Annotated in this window: 10 protein-coding genes; 6 read left to right on the top strand and 4 right to left on the bottom strand. The window is 57.6% G+C overall.

Translation table 11 applies throughout. The features are described 5' to 3' along the window. Positions 1-19: 19 nt before the first annotated feature. Entirely contained in the window at positions 20-952 is a 933-nt protein-coding gene (locus BLR71_RS14145) for a LysR substrate-binding domain-containing protein (RefSeq protein ID WP_092527758.1), read from the bottom strand. Positions 953-1,048: 96 nt separating this feature from the next. Between BLR71_RS14145 and BLR71_RS14150 the strand changes: the two genes are divergently transcribed. Then, complete coding sequence (locus BLR71_RS14150) at positions 1,049-1,990, top strand: DMT family transporter (RefSeq protein ID WP_092527761.1); 942 nt, start codon at positions 1,049-1,051, stop codon at positions 1,988-1,990. A gap of 74 nt (positions 1,991-2,064) precedes the next feature. On the opposite strand, the gene BLR71_RS14155 is transcribed toward BLR71_RS14150, so the two are convergent. Next, positions 2,065-2,541: a peroxiredoxin gene (locus BLR71_RS14155; protein WP_092527764.1), complete on the bottom strand. Its 477-nt coding sequence runs from the start codon at positions 2,539-2,541 to the stop codon at positions 2,065-2,067. An 820-nt stretch (positions 2,542-3,361) separates the two neighbouring features. On the opposite strand from BLR71_RS14155, the gene BLR71_RS14160 reads away from it, so the two are divergent. The 5 genes from BLR71_RS14160 (at position 3,362) to BLR71_RS18025 (ending at position 17,537) form a co-directional block, all read left to right on the top strand. After that, positions 3,362-5,146: a type I secretion system permease/ATPase gene (locus BLR71_RS14160; RefSeq protein WP_092527767.1), complete on the top strand. Its 1,785-nt coding sequence runs from the start codon at positions 3,362-3,364 to the stop codon at positions 5,144-5,146. 1 nt (position 5,147) lies between these two features. Next, the gene (locus BLR71_RS14165; RefSeq protein WP_092527770.1) at positions 5,148-6,536 is read left to right on the top strand and encodes an HlyD family type I secretion periplasmic adaptor subunit; all 1,389 of its coding nucleotides are present in this window, start codon (positions 5,148-5,150) and stop codon (positions 6,534-6,536) included. Next, entirely contained in the window at positions 6,536-8,068 is a 1,533-nt protein-coding gene (locus BLR71_RS14170; protein WP_092527773.1) for a TolC family outer membrane protein, read from the top strand. The genes BLR71_RS14165 and BLR71_RS14170 overlap by 1 nt, the downstream gene beginning before the upstream one ends. An 87-nt stretch (positions 8,069-8,155) precedes the next feature. After that, a complete protein-coding gene (locus tag BLR71_RS14175) occupies positions 8,156-8,911 on the top strand; it encodes a hypothetical protein (protein ID WP_092527778.1) in 756 nt (251 codons plus the stop codon). 49 nt (positions 8,912-8,960) lie between these two features. Beyond that, entirely contained in the window at positions 8,961-17,537 is an 8,577-nt protein-coding gene (locus BLR71_RS18025; protein WP_092527781.1) for a calcium-binding protein, read from the top strand. A gap of 106 nt (positions 17,538-17,643) precedes the next feature. Here the strand turns inward: BLR71_RS18025 and mmuM are convergent, their stop codons facing one another. Together mmuM and BLR71_RS14190 are read right to left on the bottom strand one after the other, a co-directional pair. Next, a complete protein-coding gene (gene mmuM, locus BLR71_RS14185; protein ID WP_092527784.1) occupies positions 17,644-18,603 on the bottom strand; it encodes a homocysteine S-methyltransferase in 960 nt (319 codons plus the stop codon). Between the two features lie 110 nt (positions 18,604-18,713). Further along, positions 18,714-20,561 (bottom strand): ABC transporter ATP-binding protein, encoded by a 1,848-nt coding sequence (locus BLR71_RS14190; protein ID WP_092527787.1) that lies wholly within the window; start codon positions 20,559-20,561, stop codon positions 18,714-18,716. Positions 20,562-20,622 lie beyond the last annotated feature (61 nt).

Here is a 20,622-nt window from a genome sequence, read left to right on the forward strand (position 1 = left end):
CTGGCGAACACGCCCATCACTAGGCCTGGTCTCGGAACTGCTGTGCCTCATCGCTTAACCAGTCGATGAAACGTTGCACGAGGGGAGGGGCGCTACCGGCGGCGGGCAGGATCAAGTCGTAGGTGAATGGCGAGCCGATCACGTAGCGGTCTCCGAAAGGTCGCACCAATACACCACTCGCCAAGCGGTCGGCGACCACGGCGGGATTGGCAAGCATCACGCCGCGCCCGGCGATGGCCTGATCGAGGGCCAGCCCCGAGAGCGAATAGCGCCGCTGGATAGGTACCTCAATATCGGCTAGGCCGGCGGCGTCAAACCAGGCCCGCCATCCTGGAAAATCAATGCCCTGCGGTGATTCCCAGGCCACCTCGAGCAGCGGGTAAGCGAGCAGGTCGGCGGGCGTTTCGATGGTGGCGTATTCCAATATTGCCGGGGCGCAGACCGGGAATAGCTGGTCATCGAACAGCCGAACGCTCTCAACACCCGGCCAAGGCCCCTGACCATAGCGAATCGCCAGTCGCCCTCCGTCACCCTGCCAGGTGGGTGAGATCAGCTCAGGGCTGGCATCCAACGTGATGTGCAGGCGCTGTTCCTGTGCTTCGAAGTCCGCCAGGCGCGGTAATAGCCAGAACTGTGTGAATGACGGTGGTGCACTCAGCACCAGCGTCTTTTCCGTGCGTTTGTGTTCGCTCGCCGCTCTGACACCGGCGGCAATCCGCTCAAGTCCGGCTTCTACTTCCTCGGCCAGCCGACGCCCGGCGTCATTGAGAATAACGCCGTTGGGATGGCGCTCGAAAAGCGTCAGGGCGAGCCGATCCTCGAGCTGTTTGATCTGCCGGCTAACCGCACCGGGTGTCACACCCAGCCGGTCCGCGGCGGTCTTGAAGCTGCCCTCTCGAGCGGCTTCCACGAAGGCACGTAGCGCGTTGAGGGGCAGCCTTTCGATTCGCATAGCGTGATTTTTCCTAAGCCTAGAGGGACAGATTAATCGTTTGGAGTCGGTGCCGGCAAATGCTGAACTGGGCGCTCTTTCTCACAGGAGTCGCTCATGAAATCCTCGCGTCTTACCTCGCATGATGGCGCCGTTTCAGCATGTGCTTTGCAGCGCCGCTCCTTGGATAGCCAGGCCGGTGTGTTGATGACGCTGTTCTGTCTGGCGCTGGGGGCGCAGCAGGTGGCAATCAAGGCCGTGGCCAGCGATATTCCGCCCCTGGCGCAGGTGGGGTGGCGCTCGCTGATTGCCGCTGGGCTGGTATTGGCGTTTGCCTACTGGCGCGGGGTGCGGTTCAGCGACTTTCGTGCCGGCTTGGGGCCGGGTGTGTTGGTGGGGCTAGGCTTCGCCGCCGAATTCGGCTTTGTGGCCTGGGGGCTGAACTACACCCTGGCCTCTCATATGTCGGTGTTTCTCTATACCGCACCGGTCTTTGCCGCGCTTGGCTTGCACCTTTGGGTGCCGGGTGAACAGTTGGCTCGGCGCCAATGGTGGGGAATAGGGCTGGCATTCGCCGGCATGCTGATCGCCATGGCGCCAACCACGCAGCAGGTCGATGCCTGGTCGGTACTGCTGGGCGATGGACTGGGGCTCTTGGCCGGTTTGTCCTGGGCCGCCACTACGCTGGTATTGCGCCGCTCCTCGCTTTCCGAGGCGCCGCCGGTGCAAACGCTGTGCTATCAGTTGGGCGTTGCGGCGGTGGTACTGCTGCCATTATCGGCGTGGTTGGGGTATCTCGACGCTATCACGCTGACGGGGCCGGTGGTGGCGAGCATGGCGTTTCAGACGTTGGTGATCTCATGCGCTGCGCTATTGCTGTGGTTTGCGCTGATGCGCCGTTACTGGGCATCGCAACTCGGGGTGTTCTCGTTTCTTTCGCCGGTGTTTGGCGTGCTATTCGGCGTCATGCTGTTGGGCGAACCGCTGACGTTGAATTTCGTCGCCGGAGGCATCGCCATTCTGATGGGGATTCTGCTGGTTAGCGGTAAGGGTGTGTGATGCCAGTCGTTGATCGAGCCGGCAAGCAGGGGGTAGGTGCGCCGAGCCGGTGTCGCCGGCTCGGCTTTCGAACGTTATAGCTTGCTTAGAACGGTATCGGCGCTGCTTTCGTCAACGCCCTTGGCGTCGACGCCCAGGTATTCCACCACGCCGTCGTTGGCGATCAGCGCAAAGCGCTTGCTGCGGATACCCATGCCACCCGCGCTTACATCCATGTCGAGCCCCAGGGCCTTGGCGAACTCGGCGTTGCCATCGGCGAGCATGGTGATTTGCTGGGCGTTCTGGTCTTTCTGCCAGGCATCCATCACGAAGGCGTCGTTGACCGCCATGCAAGCGATGGTGTCCACACCCTTGGCGAGGATGTCGTCGGCCTTGATCACGAAGCCGGGCATATGGGTGTTAGAGCAGCCCGGCGTGAAGGCACCAGGGACGGCAAACAGCACCACCTTCTTGCCGGCAAAGAGCTCGCCCAGGTCGATGTCTTCCGGGCCATTGGCGCCGTTGGTCTTGATGGTGACGTCGGGGATCTTATCGCCTACGGAAATACTCATGCGGCGCTTCCTTTCTTGGGAAATGGCACGGTCGGCTGGTTGCAGACCGTGGACCTTAACTCTAGCAAGGGCGTCGCCGAGGGCAAAACCAACGCGCATGCCAAGCAACGGGGCGAGCCATTTACCGCCAGCTTATTTCCTCGTAGAGAGTGAAGAAACGCTCTTGTCGCTAAGCGGCTATCGCCAAGTCTTGCTGCTATACATCATGCTACTGGCTTCATTCCCTAATCACGACGCTTTCGACTATCAGGTCGATGACGCGCTGCTGGATGATCTGCAGTTCGAGCGCGACGTTTCAGTCGGTTACCAGCATCCTCCTGCACGGTATAGGCCTGTCGTCCTTACAAGAGTTGTGTGTTCAGTGTCATGGTCCTTCGCTTAACGAGGGCATGTCCTGCAGAAAATGATCTCCATAGGCGTTGAGCCATTTTAGACTTCTTGCGTAAGCGAAATCTTACGTCTTGTGAATCTTATGCTGACATCATGGGAACCAGAAGTTGCGTTATGGTACATCTTGTTACACGCTGAGGCCGATAAACTTCCTATATAGCAGTGTTGTTTTCAACAACCAAAATGGCTTGGAGGTTTAAGCCTCGGGTAATTATTGCAGTATCAAGAAAGTAATATGAGATTTTAACTTTGCAATCGAGTCTTAGTCTTGAGCTTACAGCTTTTCATTGAAGGTGTCGTCCAGTGAATTTTTAGATCTAGCGATCAGTTTAAAGCACCACCCGTCGATGAGTACTGAATAACGCAAGCCTGAGCTGGTTGCTTGAATCCAGGAAACTCACTTACCGGTTACATCTGAGCGAGCCGTTACATGTCGTCACCCCAGTCACCCACCGATTTACAGTTGGCACTGAAAAGCTGCCGAGGTTCTTTCTTTATGGTGGGCTGTTTTAGCATGTTCATCAATTTGCTGATGCTCGTGCCACCGCTCTATATGTTACAGGTTTATGACCGGGTTATTTCCTCACGGAGTGAGTCGACACTGCTAATGCTGACATTGGTGGTGGTGTTTCTATTTTTTGTCATGGGCGGGTTGGAGTTCATCCGCTCGCGCATCTTGGTGCGTGTCGGCAACCGGCTAGATATGCAAGTCAGTGAACGCCTTTACGCAGCAATGTTCCGTCGAGGCGTACTGAGCGCTGGACAGCAAACGGCGCAACCGCTCAGCGACTTGAACAACTTGCGTCAGTTCTTAACTGGCAATGGGCTGTTTGCCTTTTTCGATGCGCCATGGACACCGGTCTTCATCGGGGTACTGTTTCTTTTCGATGTCTGGTTCGGTGTTTTTGCGACCATTGCAGCACTGATTCTGCTTACGCTGGCTATCGCCAACGAGAAGTCGACCAAGGAACTTCTCGCCGAAGCCAACAGGGAGAATATCAAGGCGCAGGATCTTGCTAATTCCAACTTGCGCAATGCCGAGGTGCTGCATGCCATGGGCATGCTTCCCGGTATTATGGGGCGCTGGTCGGCGCGGCATCACCATTTTCTCGCCAAACAGTCACAAGCGAGTGACCGTGCTGGCCTGCTTTCGAACATCTCGAAAGTACTGCGTTTGATGTTCCAGTCGCTCATTCTTGGGTTGGGGGCCTTGCTGGTCCTTGAGGGTGACTTGACGCCGGGTATGATGATCGCGGGCTCGATTCTCATGGGGCGCGCCTTGGCACCGATAGACCAGATGATCGGTAGCTGGAAGAGCTTCGTCAGTGCGCGCACCGCTTATCATCGCCTCAACGAATTGTTCGAAAAGGTGCCTGCTGATCAGCGGCGGATGTCGCTGCCGGCACCTGAAGGCCGCCTTTCGGTCGAAGGCATTGCCGCCGCACCGCCCGGTGTGCGCATGGCGACGATTCGCGGTATCAACTTTGCCATTGAGCCGGGCGAGCATGTCGGCATCATAGGCCCCAGCGCCGCCGGCAAGTCTACCCTGGCACGAGTGCTGCTTGGCATCTGGCCTACGCAGATCGGTACGGTGCGCTTGGACGGCGCGGATATAAGCCAATGGAATCGGGATGAACTAGGCCCTCACATTGGTTACTTGCCTCAGGATATCGAACTCTTCGACGGTACTATCAGCGAGAACATCGCGCGCTTTGGCGAGATCGATGCCGAAAAGGTCGTCGCGGCAGCCAAGAAGTCTGGCGTTCACGAGATGATTTTAGAACTGCCTAACGGCTACGACACCTATATCAACTCTAGCAGTGGTTCGCTTTCCGGTGGTCAGCGTCAGCGCATTGGTCTGGCACGAGCCCTTTATGCCTCGCCGTCGCTCGTGGTGCTCGACGAGCCAAACTCCAACCTCGACGAAAGCGGTGAACGGGCTTTGAGCCAAGCCATCGGAATGCTCAAACGAGAAGGAGTTACGCTGTTTGTGATCAGTCATCGGCAGAGCGTGCTCAAGCTTGTCGATCAGCTACTGGTACTGAAGGATGGTCAGGTCAACATGTTCGGTCCCCGTGACCAAGTAGTGGCGAGATTTGCACAAAAGGGCAGTCACAACCAGGCACAGGACACGAACGGCCGTTTAAAAGCCGTTCATGCCTCGCAAAGAAGCCAGACCGCTCCACGTCGCAACGATTCCACGCCGGAGGCCTAACATGGCGCATAAAGATTCCTCACTAGAGGTTCAAGCGGCATCCGAGCGTCGTGCTGCCTCTCCCGAGACCTACAATAGCGCTAGCATCGTTCCGCAGCAGTATCCTCCAATCGGCGATAAGCGCTATCGGCGAATCGGGTTACTCATCTTACTGCTGGCCTTCGGCGGATTCGGTGGCTGGTCCCTATGGGCCCAACTCGCTGTGGCGGTCGTCGCCCCCGGGGCGGTTTCGGTCGAGTCCTTCAAGAAGACGATCCAGCATTACGAGGGGGGGATCGTGAGTGAACTGCCCGTCAACGATGGTGATCACGTCGAAGTGGGGGACTCTCTGGTTGTGCTTGACAAAACCCAGGCCCAATCACAACTGTCGATCGCAAAGTCGCAGTATCTGATCAATCGCGCCGCCGAGGTCCGGCTGCTTGCCGAGCAGTCTGGCGAAAGCACGCTTCGTTTTCCGGCGGAACTCGTTGAGTCCGATACCCCACGCGTGCAGGAAGTGGTCGGCGTGCAGCGGGCGCTCTTTGCCGCACGCCAGCAGGCACAGCAAGGCAGGCTGGAAGGTCTAGACGAGCAGATCGAGCAAATGCACGGCCAAATAGAGGGGCTAGAACAACAGATTGGCATCAACCGGCAGCGCATCTTATCCCTGAAGGATGAAGCGGACGACTTTCGTTCGTTGTTCAAAGAGGGCCTGGGCGACAATCAACGGCTACGCGAGTTGGAACGTCAGATTCTCGAATACCAAGGCCGCAATGCTCAACATGCCTCTGAGATTGCGCGCTTGAAGTCGCAAATCAGCGAAAACAGGGTACAGAAGCAAGTTACACGCCAGGAGTACCAAAAGGAAATCGGTGAACAGCTACGCCAGGCGCAATCGCAGATCGCCGACGCCGAGGAGCGCATCACCGCATTGAGCGACCAAGTCAAGCGTACCACTATTACTGCGCCAGTCTCCGGCACTGTAGTCGGTATGAAGGTGCATACCATCGGGGCCGTTGTCCGTTCAGGCGATCCCATCATGGATATCGTTCCCAGTAACGATGGCTTCGTCGTCGAAGCACGGGTGCCTGATCGGGACATCGATAATATCTACAAGGGACAGGAAGCTGAGATCCGCTTCAGTGCTTTCAACCAGCGTCTGACCAATGTCATTGAAGGCGAAGTTGCCAATGTCTCGGCGGATACCTTCGAAGATGAAGCGACGGGTGCCATGTTCTACAAGGCGCGTGTTCGCGTATCCGAAGAAGGGCGCCAGGACATGACCGACAATATGCAACTGCTCGCTGGCATGCCCGCCGAAGTATTGATCAAGACCGGGGAGCGCACTTTTGCCAGTTATATCGCCAAGCCGATTACCGATATGCTGTCACGTGCGATGCGGGAGGAATGATGCGAGTTCGACACTGCCTCTTAACATTGGCCCTTGGCATCGTACTGCATTACCCTGCGCTGGCTCAGGAAGAGAGGCGATCACTGCTCGATCTTTCCGCATACGATAACGCCGCTGACAACGCTCAGGCCTCACCGGCGCTAATGGATGCTAAGGGCAGTCCCATACTGCCTTCACTGCCGCAACTGTTTGAGCAGGCGCTACGCCATGATGCCGACCTTTCCCAGGAGCGCTACCAGCTCGATGCCACCCGGCAAGGCATTCCCAAGGCACAGGCGGGATTGTTGCCCCAGGTCGAGGCAAGCGCCACCTACAACTATCAGAAGTCACAAAACTATTACACCGACAATCCCAGTTACGATCCGGGAAACGACCGCGTCAACCCGGACTATGAAGCGCGCTATCAAGGCCGTACTAAGGATGCAGTTTGGCAAGTCCAACTGACACAGCCACTGTTCAGCATGGAGAGATGGCGCCAGGTCGATAGAGCCGAGGCTCAGGTCGAAGTCGGCGAACTCAAGCTGGCGGTGGGTGAGCGCAACCTAGCCCTAAAAGTCGCTGAGGCCTACCTGAATGCCTTTCTTGCCTCGCGCAAGCTGGGATTGCTGGACTCCAAACGAGAATCCTTTGCAGCTCAGAGCCGGCAAGCGCAACGTGCTTACGATCTTGGTGTGGGAGATCGCATCAATCTTCTCGAGGCCCAGTCGCGCCTCGATCAAGCCATCGCCGACCAGATCAAGGCCGAGAACGAACTGGCTAACGGCCTGAGCGACCTGCAGCGGCTGACTGGGCAACTGCCGAATTTCGGCGCGCCCGCGCTTGGTGACCTGACGCGGGCCGATGTCGCTACCAACTGGGGTGACACCGATACTTGGCTTGAGCGTGCCAAGGCCAACCTTCAGGTTCAGTTGGCACGTGCGCAGCGCCGTGCCGCCCAGGCCGATACTGGCGTGCGCAGCGCAGGTCACTACCCTGAGCTCAATCTCAATGTTAGCTACTCTGATCGCGCCTCAAACGATCCATTTCGCGAAAGCCAAGACGCCGCAGCCTCGTTGCAACTCGCGGTACCCATTTACCAGGGCGGTTACACCACGTCCGATGTGCGCCAGAGCGAGCTGACCGTAAAGGCCAGGCAGGCCGCTGTAACCAATGAGCTCAATTTGGCGCGACAGGAAGCGCGCAAGCGCCTGCGCAGCCTTCAGGGCGATGTGCGCCAGCTTGACGCGCTGCAGCAATCCATTCAGTCCAGCCGTTTGTTCCTGGAAGCGGCTGAAAAAGGTGAGCAATTAGGCATGCGCGACCTGGTGGACGTTCTCGATGCTCGCGCCGAACTATATGACCTGAGAATTAAATTTGTCGAAGCGCTATGTCAGTACTTGCTTGACGACCTTAATCTTCATGCATCGGTAGGTGAGTTGGATACTCCGGATCTGGTAGATGCCATGGCACTTCTTGTCCGTATTACGGGCGAGGGCGACATGTCTCAAATATCAGATGTGACACGGTTAAATAGGTTTGAGGCTAACGGCTAGTTTCTTAGTTATCTCGGCGTGCTTTCTCAGGGTATGCCAATCATTTAGGGAATATCGAGTGAATATCCAACTCTTTAAGGAAATGTTATGCGCTACCTGATTTTGATGTACGTCATCATGACCCTAGGCTTCTTCTGGAATTTAAAGTGGTCGCTGGTCGTGTTCACGCTCACCTGGGTGCTGTGCCTTGTCTTCAAGAGCTATCTGCCGTCGGTGCCCTATCCGCGCATCGACCAGCGATACCTGTACCCCGGGCCGAAGCCTGGGCTGATTTTCTACTCGTTTTTCGTCTCGCCGGCGCTACTGGCCGCAGCGCTCTATCAGGGCATGCTGCTAGTCGATCCGGCCTACCTGCGCTCGGAGTTGCCCTTAGCTGATCTGGGGGCCTTCACCCGAGTTTTGCTGTTCGATCGGGACAACGACTTTGCCTACCCCGATCCTGTACAGGGCCTAGAAACGGTGTATCTGCTACGGGGAATGCTGACCACCTATTTCATTGTTTTTGTTTACTTCGTGGCGCACTGGTTTTGCTTCTACGTGGAGGGTTTTCGGAATATCAAGCAGGAGCCACACCCGCCGCAAAGCCCCTTGGACTTCTCTTTCTGGAAGTGGGTTTGCTTGTTTGTGGGGCTGATCATTGTGTGTGTTACGAACTCTTTATTTTTCATTTTAATGATAGGTATGGAGCCATGGGGAACCCGAGGGTCGGGAATTATAGTGTACCTGACCAATCACTGGCCGCTGGCGTTACTGATGCAATATTTTTTCTGGTGTGCCGCCTGGGTAAGCGTGTGGATGATGATCAATGCCTTATCGATGAAGTGTTTGAGGACAAGCGTTTGATATCAAGCGTTTGAAATATCAATAAATCATATGCGCAGGAGAAGCAAGGATGGCAACCGACAACTCCAATGCTGTTGAGAATGGTGGTGATACCCAGTCCCCGGGCGATTATGATGCATCCATGGAGAAGCTCGCCGAGCTGACCCTTGATCCCGATGTCCAGGATGCACTAACCCTAAGCGTCGATGGCACTACCCAACTGTCTGCTCAGGCCAAGCTCGAAAAGGCCGGCCGCCTGCTGTCCGATGGCTGGATGGGTGGGTCTCTGGGAATCGACGACCTGGCGGCGCAGATAGAGGCGGGGAGCCTGACGAAATCGGCTGCGCTGCAGAAGTATTCGGGGACGGCGTTTTCGTTGGGGATATCGGCCTATAACATCGCTATGGCTCCCGAAGGGCAGAAGTTGGACCAGAGTAATAAAGAGGCCGCTTCCCAAATGATCAGTATAGCTAGCGGTGCAATGGCTTCTGCACTTATGGTTGCAGGCGGCATCTACGGCACGCCGGCGATCGTTGGCGGACTTGCAGTGTCATCCGTGATATCAGGAATAATTCAATCCAGATGGGGTGAAGCCGTTGAGTCGGGGCTAGAAAGCGTTGGCGACTGGCTGGTCGACCAGAAAGACAGCATTGTCACCAGCGTTGAAGAACGTATCGGCGAGCTCAATCGTTACCTGAATGATAAACTCGTCGAATGGAATCCGCTGGGGATAATGACCGACGATGACGATCTGCCGACTTTCGATCAGGCTGAGCGTATGGGCTCGCCGATCGTTATCGACCTGGATGGCGATGGCCTCGAAACCCTGTCTAGAGAAGACGGCGTCCACTTCGATCACGACGGCAATGGCCTGGCCGAGAAGAGCGGGTGGGTGGCAGCAGATGATGGCCTGCTGGTACGCGATCTCAATGACAATGGCCAGATTGACGGCGGCCAAGAGCTGTTCGGCGATCAAACCTTATTAAGTGACGGCAGCCGTGCGGCCAATGGCTTCGAGGCTCTGGCCGAACTAGATAGCAACGGCGATGGTCGGATAGATGCCGAGGAGGCCGATCAGCAGGGCATCCTGATCTGGCGTGACACCAACGGCGACGGCAAGGCGCAGGCGGATGAACTGCTGAGCTTCTCCGAGGCAGGGCTGGCATCGGTAGCCGTCGGCTACAGCGAGGTCACGGAAGCGGATGGGCAGGGAAATGACATCCGTCAGCGCGGCGAAGCGCAGACCGAGTCGGGGGAAACACGCGACGCTGCGGATATCTGGTTTTCCGTCGACCCGCAGGACACCCAGGCGCTCGACGATCTGCCGCTGAGCGATTCGGTTGCTGTCCTGCCGGACGTGCCCGCCTTTGGCAATGTGCTCGACCTGCAGCAGGCAATGATTCTCAATGCCAAACTCGAATCCCTGGTTCAGCATTTCGTCGATGCCGACTCGGATGCGGCGCGTCAGGCACTGCTCGAACCGCTGATATATCAGTGGACTGGGGCGGCCGACACCGACCCGAACAGCCGTGACGAATACGGCAGTGTCTATATGGATGCGCGCAAGGTCGTAGCGCTAGAAGCCCTAGTTGGGCGCGGTTACGACAGCGGCCAAGGCGGCAATTACGTTCAGGGGCCACAGGCGGCCAGCATACTCGAAGCGCAGTTTGCACGCTTCGAGAGTTTTGTGAAGGGCCAACTGCTGATGCGCAGCGAGTTTCAAGAAGTGTTTGATACTCTCACGACGACCATTAAGTTTGATAACGACTCTCTGCATCTCGCGCTGGATACCGACGCGTTCATCGCGACGCTACGCGAAAAAGTCGATGCAGGCCATGAGGAAGAAGTGGTCAATATCCTCAAGGCCTTGCGTGGCGCTGATAACTACTCCACTCAACTTCAGGACGTTTCCGAGGTCTTGAGCTCCGACGAGATTCTGGCTTCGTGGATGCGGATTCGAGCTGCAAGCACAGGTAGCGATGGAGAAGATTTTTTAGAGGGTACTCGCGGCAACGACTTTGTGGATGGCCAGAAAGGAGACGATCGTCTACAAGGTGGCGCAGGAGACGATATCTATCGCTATGATCTCGGTGATGGCAGCGACATCATCTACGATACCGGCGGCCAGGATACGCTGGCATTTGGCGCCGGCATCACCCCGGATGATCTGATCGTCACCCGCGATGCGACCACGCTCTTCCTCACGCTGCCCGACGGGGCGGGCGGCACTGCAACACTGCGACTGGATCGCGTTTTCGACTTCGATGGCAATCTGCGCGACACGGCAGTCGAGCGCTTCACCTTTGCTGATAGCAGTACCTTGACGGTCGAGCAACTGATCGAACGAATCGATCAGGCTGCGACCGAAGAGGGCGATCAACTTTATGGATTCAGTGGCGACGATACCTTCGATGGCCTGGAGGGTGACGACCGCATCGCGGGTGGCTCGGGTAACGACACTCTGAAGGGTGGCGATGGCGATGACGTTCTGCAAGGTGCGGCAGACAATGACGATATTCGCGGTGGCAATGGTGCCGATGTGCTGCAAGGTGGCGATGGTGCTGACCATCTAGAAGGTGGTGTCGGTGACGATACCTTGGAGGGCGGCAAGGGCTCGGATACCTATCGCTTCGCCGCCGGCTGGGGCTCTGATGTCATTCGAGACGTGGGCCATTATCGTGACTATCAGGCCGATACTGATGTGATCGCCTTTGGCGAGGGTATCTCGCCTTCGGAGATCGCGATCAGCCGTAGCGGCGACGACTTGATCCTGATGCGAGCTGGAAGCGATGACCGTATCCAGGTGGATAACTATTTCCAGAACGATGGCAATGGTCGCTACGCGGTGGAGACGGTCCGCTTCGCGGATGGCACTGAATGGTCGGTTGCGGATGTGAAGGCGCAGGTGCTGTTACACACCGATGGTGACGATGATCTGACTGGCTATGCCTCAGACGATGAGATCATTGGTGGTAGTGGCGATGACATTATTCGTGGCAGAGCGGGTGACGATACGCTTCGCGGTGATGAGGGCAACGATACCCTATATGGGGAAGAAGGCAGCGATACCTACCGCTTCGAGCAAGGCTGGGGCTCGGATCGCATTCGTGACGACGCGGGCTATTATCGTGACTATCAGGCCGATACGGATGTGATCGCCTTTGGCGAGGGCATCGCGCCTTCGGAGATCGCGCTCAGCCGTAGCGGGGACGACTTGATTCTGACCCGCAATGGTAGCGATGACCGTATCCAGGTGGATGGCTATTTTCAGAACGATGGCAATGGTCGCTACGCGGTGGAGACGGTCCGCTTCGCGGATGGCACTGAATGGTCGGTAGCGGATGTGAAGGCGCAGATGCTGATACCCACCGACGGCGCCGATGACCTGATGGGCTATGCCTCAGACGATGACATCCGTGGTGGTGGTGGCGACGACACCATTCGTGGTGGAGAGGGTGACGATACGCTTCGCGGTGATGAGGGCAACGATACCCTATATGGAGAAAAAGGCAGCGATACATACCGCTTCGAGCAAGGCTGGGGCTCGGATCGTATTCGGGACGTGGGCTCCTATTGGCACTATCAGGCCGATACGGATGTGATCGCCTTTGGCGAGGGCATTTTGCCTTCAGAGATTGCGCTCAGCCGTAGCGGGGGCGACTTGATTCTGACCCGCAATGGTAGCGATGACCGTATCCAGGTGGATGACTATTTTCAGAACGATGGTGATAGTCCCTTTGCAGTGGAGACGATCCGCTTCGCGGATGGCACCGAGTGGTCGGTAGCGGATGTGAAGGCACAGGTACTGACACCCACCGATGGCGACGATTATTTGATTGGCTATGCCTCGGACGACGAGTTGCACGGTGGCAACGGTGCTGACCGGCTAGAAGGTGGTGCCGGTGATGATACGCTTCTCGGTGATGACGGTGCGGACCGTCTTGAGGGCAACGAGGGTGATGATCTCTTGCAAGGCGGTATTGGTGACGACCGGCTTTATGGAGGCAATGGCGCTGATGTACTCGTAGGGTCTGCAGGCAACGATACTCTGTATGGCGGAGAAGGTAGCGATACCTATCGCTTCGAGCGGGGCTGGGGCTCGGATCGCATTACGGACAGTGGCGACTATTACGACTACCAGAGCGCCGCGGATGTGATCGCCTTTGGTGAGGACATCCTGCCTTCAGAGATTGCGGTCAGCCGTAGCGGTAGCGACTTGATTCTAACCCGCAATGGTAGCGATGACCGTATCCAGGTGGATGACTATTTCCATGACGATGGTAATAGTCGCTACGCATTGGAGACGATCCGCTTCGCGGATGGCACCGAGTGGTCGGTAGCGGATGTGAAGGCGCAGGTACTGACACCCACCGACGGTGACGATTATTTGATTGGCTATGCCTCGGACGACGAGTTGCACGGTGGACGCGGTGCTGACCGGCTAGAAGGTGGTGGCGGTAACGATACGCTTCGCGGTGATGAAGGTGCGGACCGCCTTGAGGGCAACGAGGGTGATGATCTTTTGCAAGGCGGTATTGGTGACGACCGGCTTTATGGAGGTAATGGCGCTGATGTACTCGTAGGGTCTGCAGGCAACGATACCCTGTATGGCGGAGAAGGTAGCGATACCTACCGCTTCGATAAGGGCTGGGGCTCTGATGTCATTCGAGACATTGGCCATTATCGTGACTATCAGGCCGACACGGACGTGATTGCCTTCGGTGTGGACATCCTGCCTTCGGAGGTCGCGATCAGCCGTAGCGGTGACGACTTGATTCTGGCCCGCAATGGTAGCGATGACCGTATCCAGGTGGATAATTATTTCCAGAACGATGGTAATAGTCGCTACGGGGTAGAGACGATCCGGTTTGCGGAGGGCACCGAGTGGTCGGTAGCGGATGTGAAGGCACAGGTACTGACACCCACCGACGGTGACGATTATTTGATTGGCTATGCCTCGGATGACGAGTTGCAAGGTGGCAGCGGTGCTGATCGCCTAGAAGGTCGTGCCGGGAACGATACGCTTCGCGGTGATGAAGGTGCGGACCGCCTCGAGGGCAACGAGGGTGATGACCTCTTGCAAGGCGGTATTGGTGACGACCGGCTTTATGGAGGCAATGGCGCTGATGTGCTCGTAGGGGCTGCGGGCAACGATATCCTATATGGGGGGAGGGGAAGCGACACATACCGCTTTGAACATGGCTGGGGCGCGGATCGTATTGAGGACAGCGGTGATCTTGAGGGCTACCATGCCGACACGGACGTGATTGCCTTTGGCGAGGGCATCTCGCCTTCGGAAATCGTCTTGAGCCGCAGTGACGACAGCAATAGTTTGGATAGCAACCGTGAAAACTTGATCCTGACACGAACTGGCAGCAATGACCGTATCCAGGTGAATGGTTATTTCCAGAACGATGGCAATAATCGCTTCGCGGTGGAAACGATCCGCTTCGCTGATGGCACCGAGTGGTCGGTGGCGGATGTGAAGTCAAAGTTGCTGACATCCAGTGATGGCGGCGATGAACTGATTGGTTATTCCTCGGACGATGAGATTGACGGCGGTGCTGGCGATGATGCACTGCAAGGTCGTGAGGGTGACGATACGCTGCGCGGTGATGATGGTGCGGACCGCCTTGAGGGCGGCAGTGGTAATGATTCATTACTGGGTGGCAGTGGTAATGATGAGCTCTATGGCGGCAAAGGTGACGATCTTCTCGAAGGTGGTACCGGCAACGACATCCTAAATGGGAAAGAAGGTAGCGATACCTATTCCTTTGATCGTGGCTGGGGCACGGACCGTATTCAGGACGAGGGCCACTATAGTGACTATCGTGACTCAACAGATGTGATCGCCTTTGGCGAGGGCATCGCGCCTTCGGAGATCGCGGTCAGCCGTAGAGGCAACAACCTGATTTTGGAACTGACCGGTACTGACGATCGTATCGAGGTGGTTGAGTACTTTCATAACGATGGCGACAGCCCTTATGCGGTTGAAACGATCCGCTTCTCGGATGGGACCGAGTGGTCGGTAGCGGATGTCTTGCGCACCGTGACACAGGGGACGTCCGGAGACGATAGGCTCTTCGGCGGTTATGAAGATGATCATTTGTCGGGCCTGGAAGGAGATGATGTTATCCATGGAGGTGACGGCAATGATTACCTTGAGGGTAACGAGGGCAACGATCGCTTGGATGGCGGCCTGGGCATAGATCAGCTCGATGGTGGTCAAGGCGATGACACGCTCACGGGACGAGGAGCCTTGATCGGTGGCTTGGGGAACGATCACCTCACGGCGACGGAATATGGCCCTTGGAATCAGGGTAAGGGCTCACTGATCGTGGGTGGTCGAGGGAATGATGTACTGCAAGGCTCTTTTGCCGACGATACCTATCTTTTCGCCAAGGGCGATGGTCACGACATCTTGACGGAAACGCGCCGGGACGAAGCGTACAGTAATGTCATGCCTTCAACGGATACCCTGAAATTCAGCAGCGGTGTTCGTGCCGAAGACTTGAGCTTTTTCCGCCAAGATGATCACTTGCTCATCGTGAACGGCGACGACTCGATTCAGATTCGGTATTGGTTCGTCGAGTCGACAGATCACTTCAAGATCAATCGCTTCCAATTTGAAGATAGTGGTGAAGAGTGGTCGGTAGCTGATGTCGAGAAGTTAGTCGTGACGCTGGGTAACGAGGAGGCAGACGAGCTTGTCGGTTATCGCGAACAGTCGGACGAGATAAAGGCCGGTGGCGGAGATGATAAGGTCTGGGGGCGTGAAGGTGACGATACGCTAGACGGTGAAGCCGGTAACGACTACCTGCGTGGAGGCTCCGGCGACGATACGATATTGGGGGGTGACGGCGACGATCAGCTACAGGGGGATGCCGGTAATGATCACCTGAAAGGTGGTGGCGGTGATGATGTATATGTCTATGCGCCCGGCGATGGTCATGAGCTAATCGATAATGCTGGAGGAGGCACCGACTGGCTGATTTTTAACGGCGGCATAGGCGAGGAGCGCCTGAGCTTTTCCCGTGACGATGACGACCTATTGATCGCCATTGATGATGGTAGTGAAGGGACCGTGCGCGTAAGCGGGCATTTCCTCGGCTCGGAATCTGCTATCGATTGGGTGCAGGGCGACGGAGGCTATGGCATTCCAGCCTCGCGAATCAACCGTGAGGTGGCAGCAGCAGCCAGTCGCAACGAAGCCTGGAGCCCAGGAGGACAACCCGACGAGACAGGGGGTGACAGTAACGAAACCAGCGACCCAACCGAAGACGATGCTGCGCTAGATGATGTTGACGGAAACGAACTCACTGGTAACTCGGCTTCGGATATCATCGTCGGCGGCAACCGTGATGATTGGCTCGACGGTCGGGGTGGTAATGACCGCTTGTCCGGAGGTAACGGAAACGATGTCTATCGATTCAGTGGTGGGGTTGCGCATATTCGAGATACGTCTGGCGTAGACCGTGTCATCGTCGATAGTCGTATTACCTTCAATGATGTCGCTTCGGGTCTGCAACGGTCAGGAAATGACTTGCATTTAAGGGTCAGCGAAAGCGCGGATCGCATTACTGTCGAAGACTTCTTTGCGGATGGTAATGCTGTCATTGAGACCATAGAGTTCGAGGCAGGTGGTCAACTGACGGCGACACAGATATTCGATGCATTCGGTGTCTCTGCGCCTGAGGCTAAGCCAGCGCTGCGCCATTTAGTGGCTGATGACCCGGCGGGGAGTGTTCTGAATGGTAGTGACGAGAATGAACTGATCCAGGGCGGTAATGGCAATGATACCCTGGCAGGTCATCTCGGAGATGATGTTCTGGAGGGTGGTCGAGGCGATGATCGCTATGTATTCACCACCGGGGACGGACAAGATGTGATCAACAATCAGGGTGGTGGCTTCGATACGTTGTGGTTCGAGGACATCGGTTTTCAACAAGTTGCCAATAACCTTATGAGGACCAATGACGACCTGAAGCTGTCACCGAGCGATGGTGATAGTGTGTTGATAAAAGAGTTCTTCCTGGGCGGAGACCAAGCGATTGATAGCATTGCATTCTCTGAGGGGGGAAGCATTTCCAAAGCTCAGATATTCAATGCTTTCGGTGTCACTAACCCTGATCCGGTGGGCTCACCTGATTATACAGGATTGCCTGATTCGACGAGTCTTGATCGTGAAGTGGCTGGCAGTGCACATAGCGAAACGATCATTACCTCTTCCGGAAGAGAGCTGATCGACGCTGGGGCGGGAGACGATGTATTACGTGGCAATGGTGGCGATGATTATCTTATCGGAGGCGATGGCGCTGACCAATATGTCTTCGGTGTTGGTGACGGCCACGACACCATCAACAACTTCTCCCGCGATGAGCAGCCCGATACTCTCTACTTTGAGGGTATTGACTTCGAGGCACTGCTCTTCTCCCGAGATGGAGACGACCTCTCGATCGCAATGAATGGCCGTGATGACCAAGTCACTGTAGATAACTGGTATGTCGATGAGACCTACCGCCTGGCTAGCATTGAGACCGATGAGGGAGACGTTCTAGAGGGTGATTCACTACTTCCGCTGGAAACGCTTGAGTCTGGCGCTGGTGTGTTGGGCGTTAACGCAGAGAACGAGTTGACGCTAGTGTAGCCTCTCGCCCTGCTTATACGGGGCAGCGTTTGTTTCGTCCACAGCGGCTGTCGACAGTGTGTCGTCAGCCGCTTTGGTTTGATACCCCTCTTCTTAGCTGCCTTGGCTATTTCCCATCGCGGCGATGCTGGGCGAGTGTCGCGATGTCGTCTGGGCCGGTGCGGCAGCAGCCACCGATCACTGTGGCACCGGCGGCCAGCCAGCGCGGGGCGCCTTCAGCCAGGTTCGAGGGTGCCTGAGCGCTTGCACAGCCGGCCAGCCAGCGCTTGGTTTCGGCATCGTAGTGCTCGCCGGAATTGGGGTAGACGATGATCGGCAGATTGCACTGGGCGCGGATCTCGCCGATTAGCGACTCGATATGCTCGAGTGACGTGCAGTTGATGCCGATGGCGCAGATGCCGGGGTGGTCACGCAGCGCGCGTGCGCACTCAGCAATCGGGGTGCCATCGCTGATGTGCTGGCCGTCGCGGGCGGAAAAAGTGATCCAGGCCTGTGTGCCGGGGCGTTCTGCGACCAGCTCGGCAAGCGCGAGCGCCTCATCTAGGCTCGGCAGGGTCTCGATGGCCAGCAGGTCCGGTTGCGTTTCGAGCAGGGTGGCGAGGCGCGGACGATGGAAGTCGGCGAGTGCCGCCCGATCAAGGCCATAGTCGCCGCGATATTCGCTGCCATCGGCCAGATAAGCGCCATAGGGCCCTACCGAGGCGGCCACCAGCGGATAGGGCCGCTCATCGCTTGTGTGTGTGGCCCAGTGGGCATCGCGGGCTTCTTGGGCTAGCGTCACCGAACGCTGAATCAGCGCTTCGGCGCTGGCCGCATCGAGCCCCAGGCGCATGAAGCCTTCGACAGTGGCCTGATAGCTGGCGGTGATGGCGATATCCGCGCCCGCCGAAAAGTACGCCGCGTGCACGTCGCGAATGGCCGCCGGGTCATCGCGCAGCAGGCGAGCCGACCAGAGGTCGCCGCTAAGGTCATGTCCGCGGGTTTGAAGCTCCGTGGCCAGGGCCCCGTCGACGATTAGGTAGGGCGCGCGGGCGAGTCCGGCGGAGATAGGGTCTTGGGTCGGCATCAGGCCGCCTCCTTTTCGGTGTTAGGCATCGACTGGAGACGCATGATAAAGAAACTGGCCGGATAACATCATGATGAAGTGATGTTTTTTATAGATTCCTTGCAGTGCGATCACCGATACCCCTCGGCCTGCAGGCGGAACAGCTTGGCATAGCGGCCGTTCTCGGCCAGCAGGCGCTCGTGGTCGCCACGCTCGATGATCCGTCCCCGGTCGATGACCAGTATCTGGTCGGCGGCGCGTACGGTCGAAAAGCGGTGCGAGATCAGAATGGTCATCTTGTCCTTACGGTGTTCGCGGAAGCGGGCATAGACCCGGGCCTCAGCGGCGGCGTCCATGGCCGCCGTGGGTTCGTCGAGCACCAGGATATCGGCGTCTTCGCGCATGTAGGCCCGCGACAAGGCCACCTTCTGCCACTGCCCGCCGGAGAGTTCCTGGCCGCCCTTGAACCAGCGCCCGAGCTGGGTTTCATAGCCCGCCGGCATCTGGGCGATGAAGTCGTCGGCAAGTCCGTGTTCGGCGGCATAGCGCCAGCGGGCTTCGTCGGAGAAGGCATCGACGTTGCCGACGCCGAGGTTTTCGCCCACCTGTAGCTGATAGCGCACGAAGTCCTGGAAGATCACGCCGATGCGTCGGCGCAGGGCCTGAACGTCCCAGTCCTGAAGCGGACTGCCGTCGAGCAGAATGCGGCCTTCGCTGGGTGGGTATAACCGCGTCAGCAGCTTGATCAGGGTGGTCTTGCCGGAGCCATTTTCACCGACCAGCGCCAGGCTTTGGCCCGGGCGAAGGTGAAGGCTGATATCGGCGAGCACCGGCGTTTCGGCGCCGGGGTAGGTGAAGCTGACCTGCTCGAAGCGGATACCGTCGCCGGGATGCTCGCCTTGGGTAAGGGTGCCGGCGTCTTTCTCCACCGGCTGCTCCAGGTATTCATAGAGATTCGAGAGGTAGAGGTTATCCTCGTACATGCCGCTGACGGCGGTGAGGCTCGCCGAGAGCGCCGACTGGCCCTGCTTGAAGACCATCAGATACATGGTCATCTGGCCAAGGGTCAGCCGTCCGATCACGGTATCGATCACCACCCAGGCATAGGCGCCGTAGAAGGTCAGGGTGCCCAGCAGGCCGAGCAAGAAGCCCCAGGTGTCGCGGCGAATCGTCAGGCGCCGATCCTCGGCGTAAAGGCCCTTGAAGATGTCCCGATAGCGCTTCAGGAACAAGGGTTCGAGACCGAAGAGCTTGACCTCCTTGATGCTGTCTTCCCGGGCCAGCACGGTCTCCAGGTACATCTGCATGCGTGTCTGCGGCGAGCGCCAGCGAAACAGCCGGAAGGCATCGCCGGAGAATTTCGCCTCGGAGATGAACACCGGCAGGGCGCCGACTATCAGGATGGCGATCGCCCAGGGGGAAAACTGCACCAGCAGTACTGCGAAACTGGCAAGCGAGATGCCGTTCTGCAAGAGCCCGAAGGTCTTGTTGACCAGCGCCAGTGGTCGGGTCGAGGCCTCGCGGCGGGCCCTGGTCAGCTTGTCGTAGAACTCCGAGTCCTCGAACTGGGCAAGCGAGAGGGTGCCGGCCTTCTCCAGAATCATCACGTTGACCTTCTGGCCAAGCAGCGCGCGCAAAAGCGACTGCTGGGCCGAGAGCCCGCGCTGGGCCAGGTCGATCAGGGCAATGATCAGCCCCTCGAGCGCCACGTATTTAAGCACCGGCAGGGCGCTGTCGAGCAGTACCGGCTGGTCTGCCGCCTTGTAGCCGTCCATGGCGGCCACGACCGCATCGACGATCAACTGCCCGACATAGGCCGCGACCGCCGGCAGTACGCCGGCGACCAGGGTGCAAAGTGCCAGCCCCAGCGTTAGGCCTCTGGAGGTCTCCCATACCAGTGACAGGGCGCGACGGCTGTAGCGAAACACGCCGATGAAGCTCGAGAGGCGAGCCGGCGTGGAGGAGGGCGGTGGTGACAAGATAAGCGTCCTTGGCGGCAATGGCCCCAGTGTATCAGCCGGCGCCTATCGAGCACTTGCC

Origin of the sequence: Onishia taeanensis, assembly GCF_900100755.1 — a bacterium.
Taxonomy (GTDB): Bacteria; Pseudomonadota; Gammaproteobacteria; order Pseudomonadales; family Halomonadaceae; genus Onishia; species Onishia taeanensis.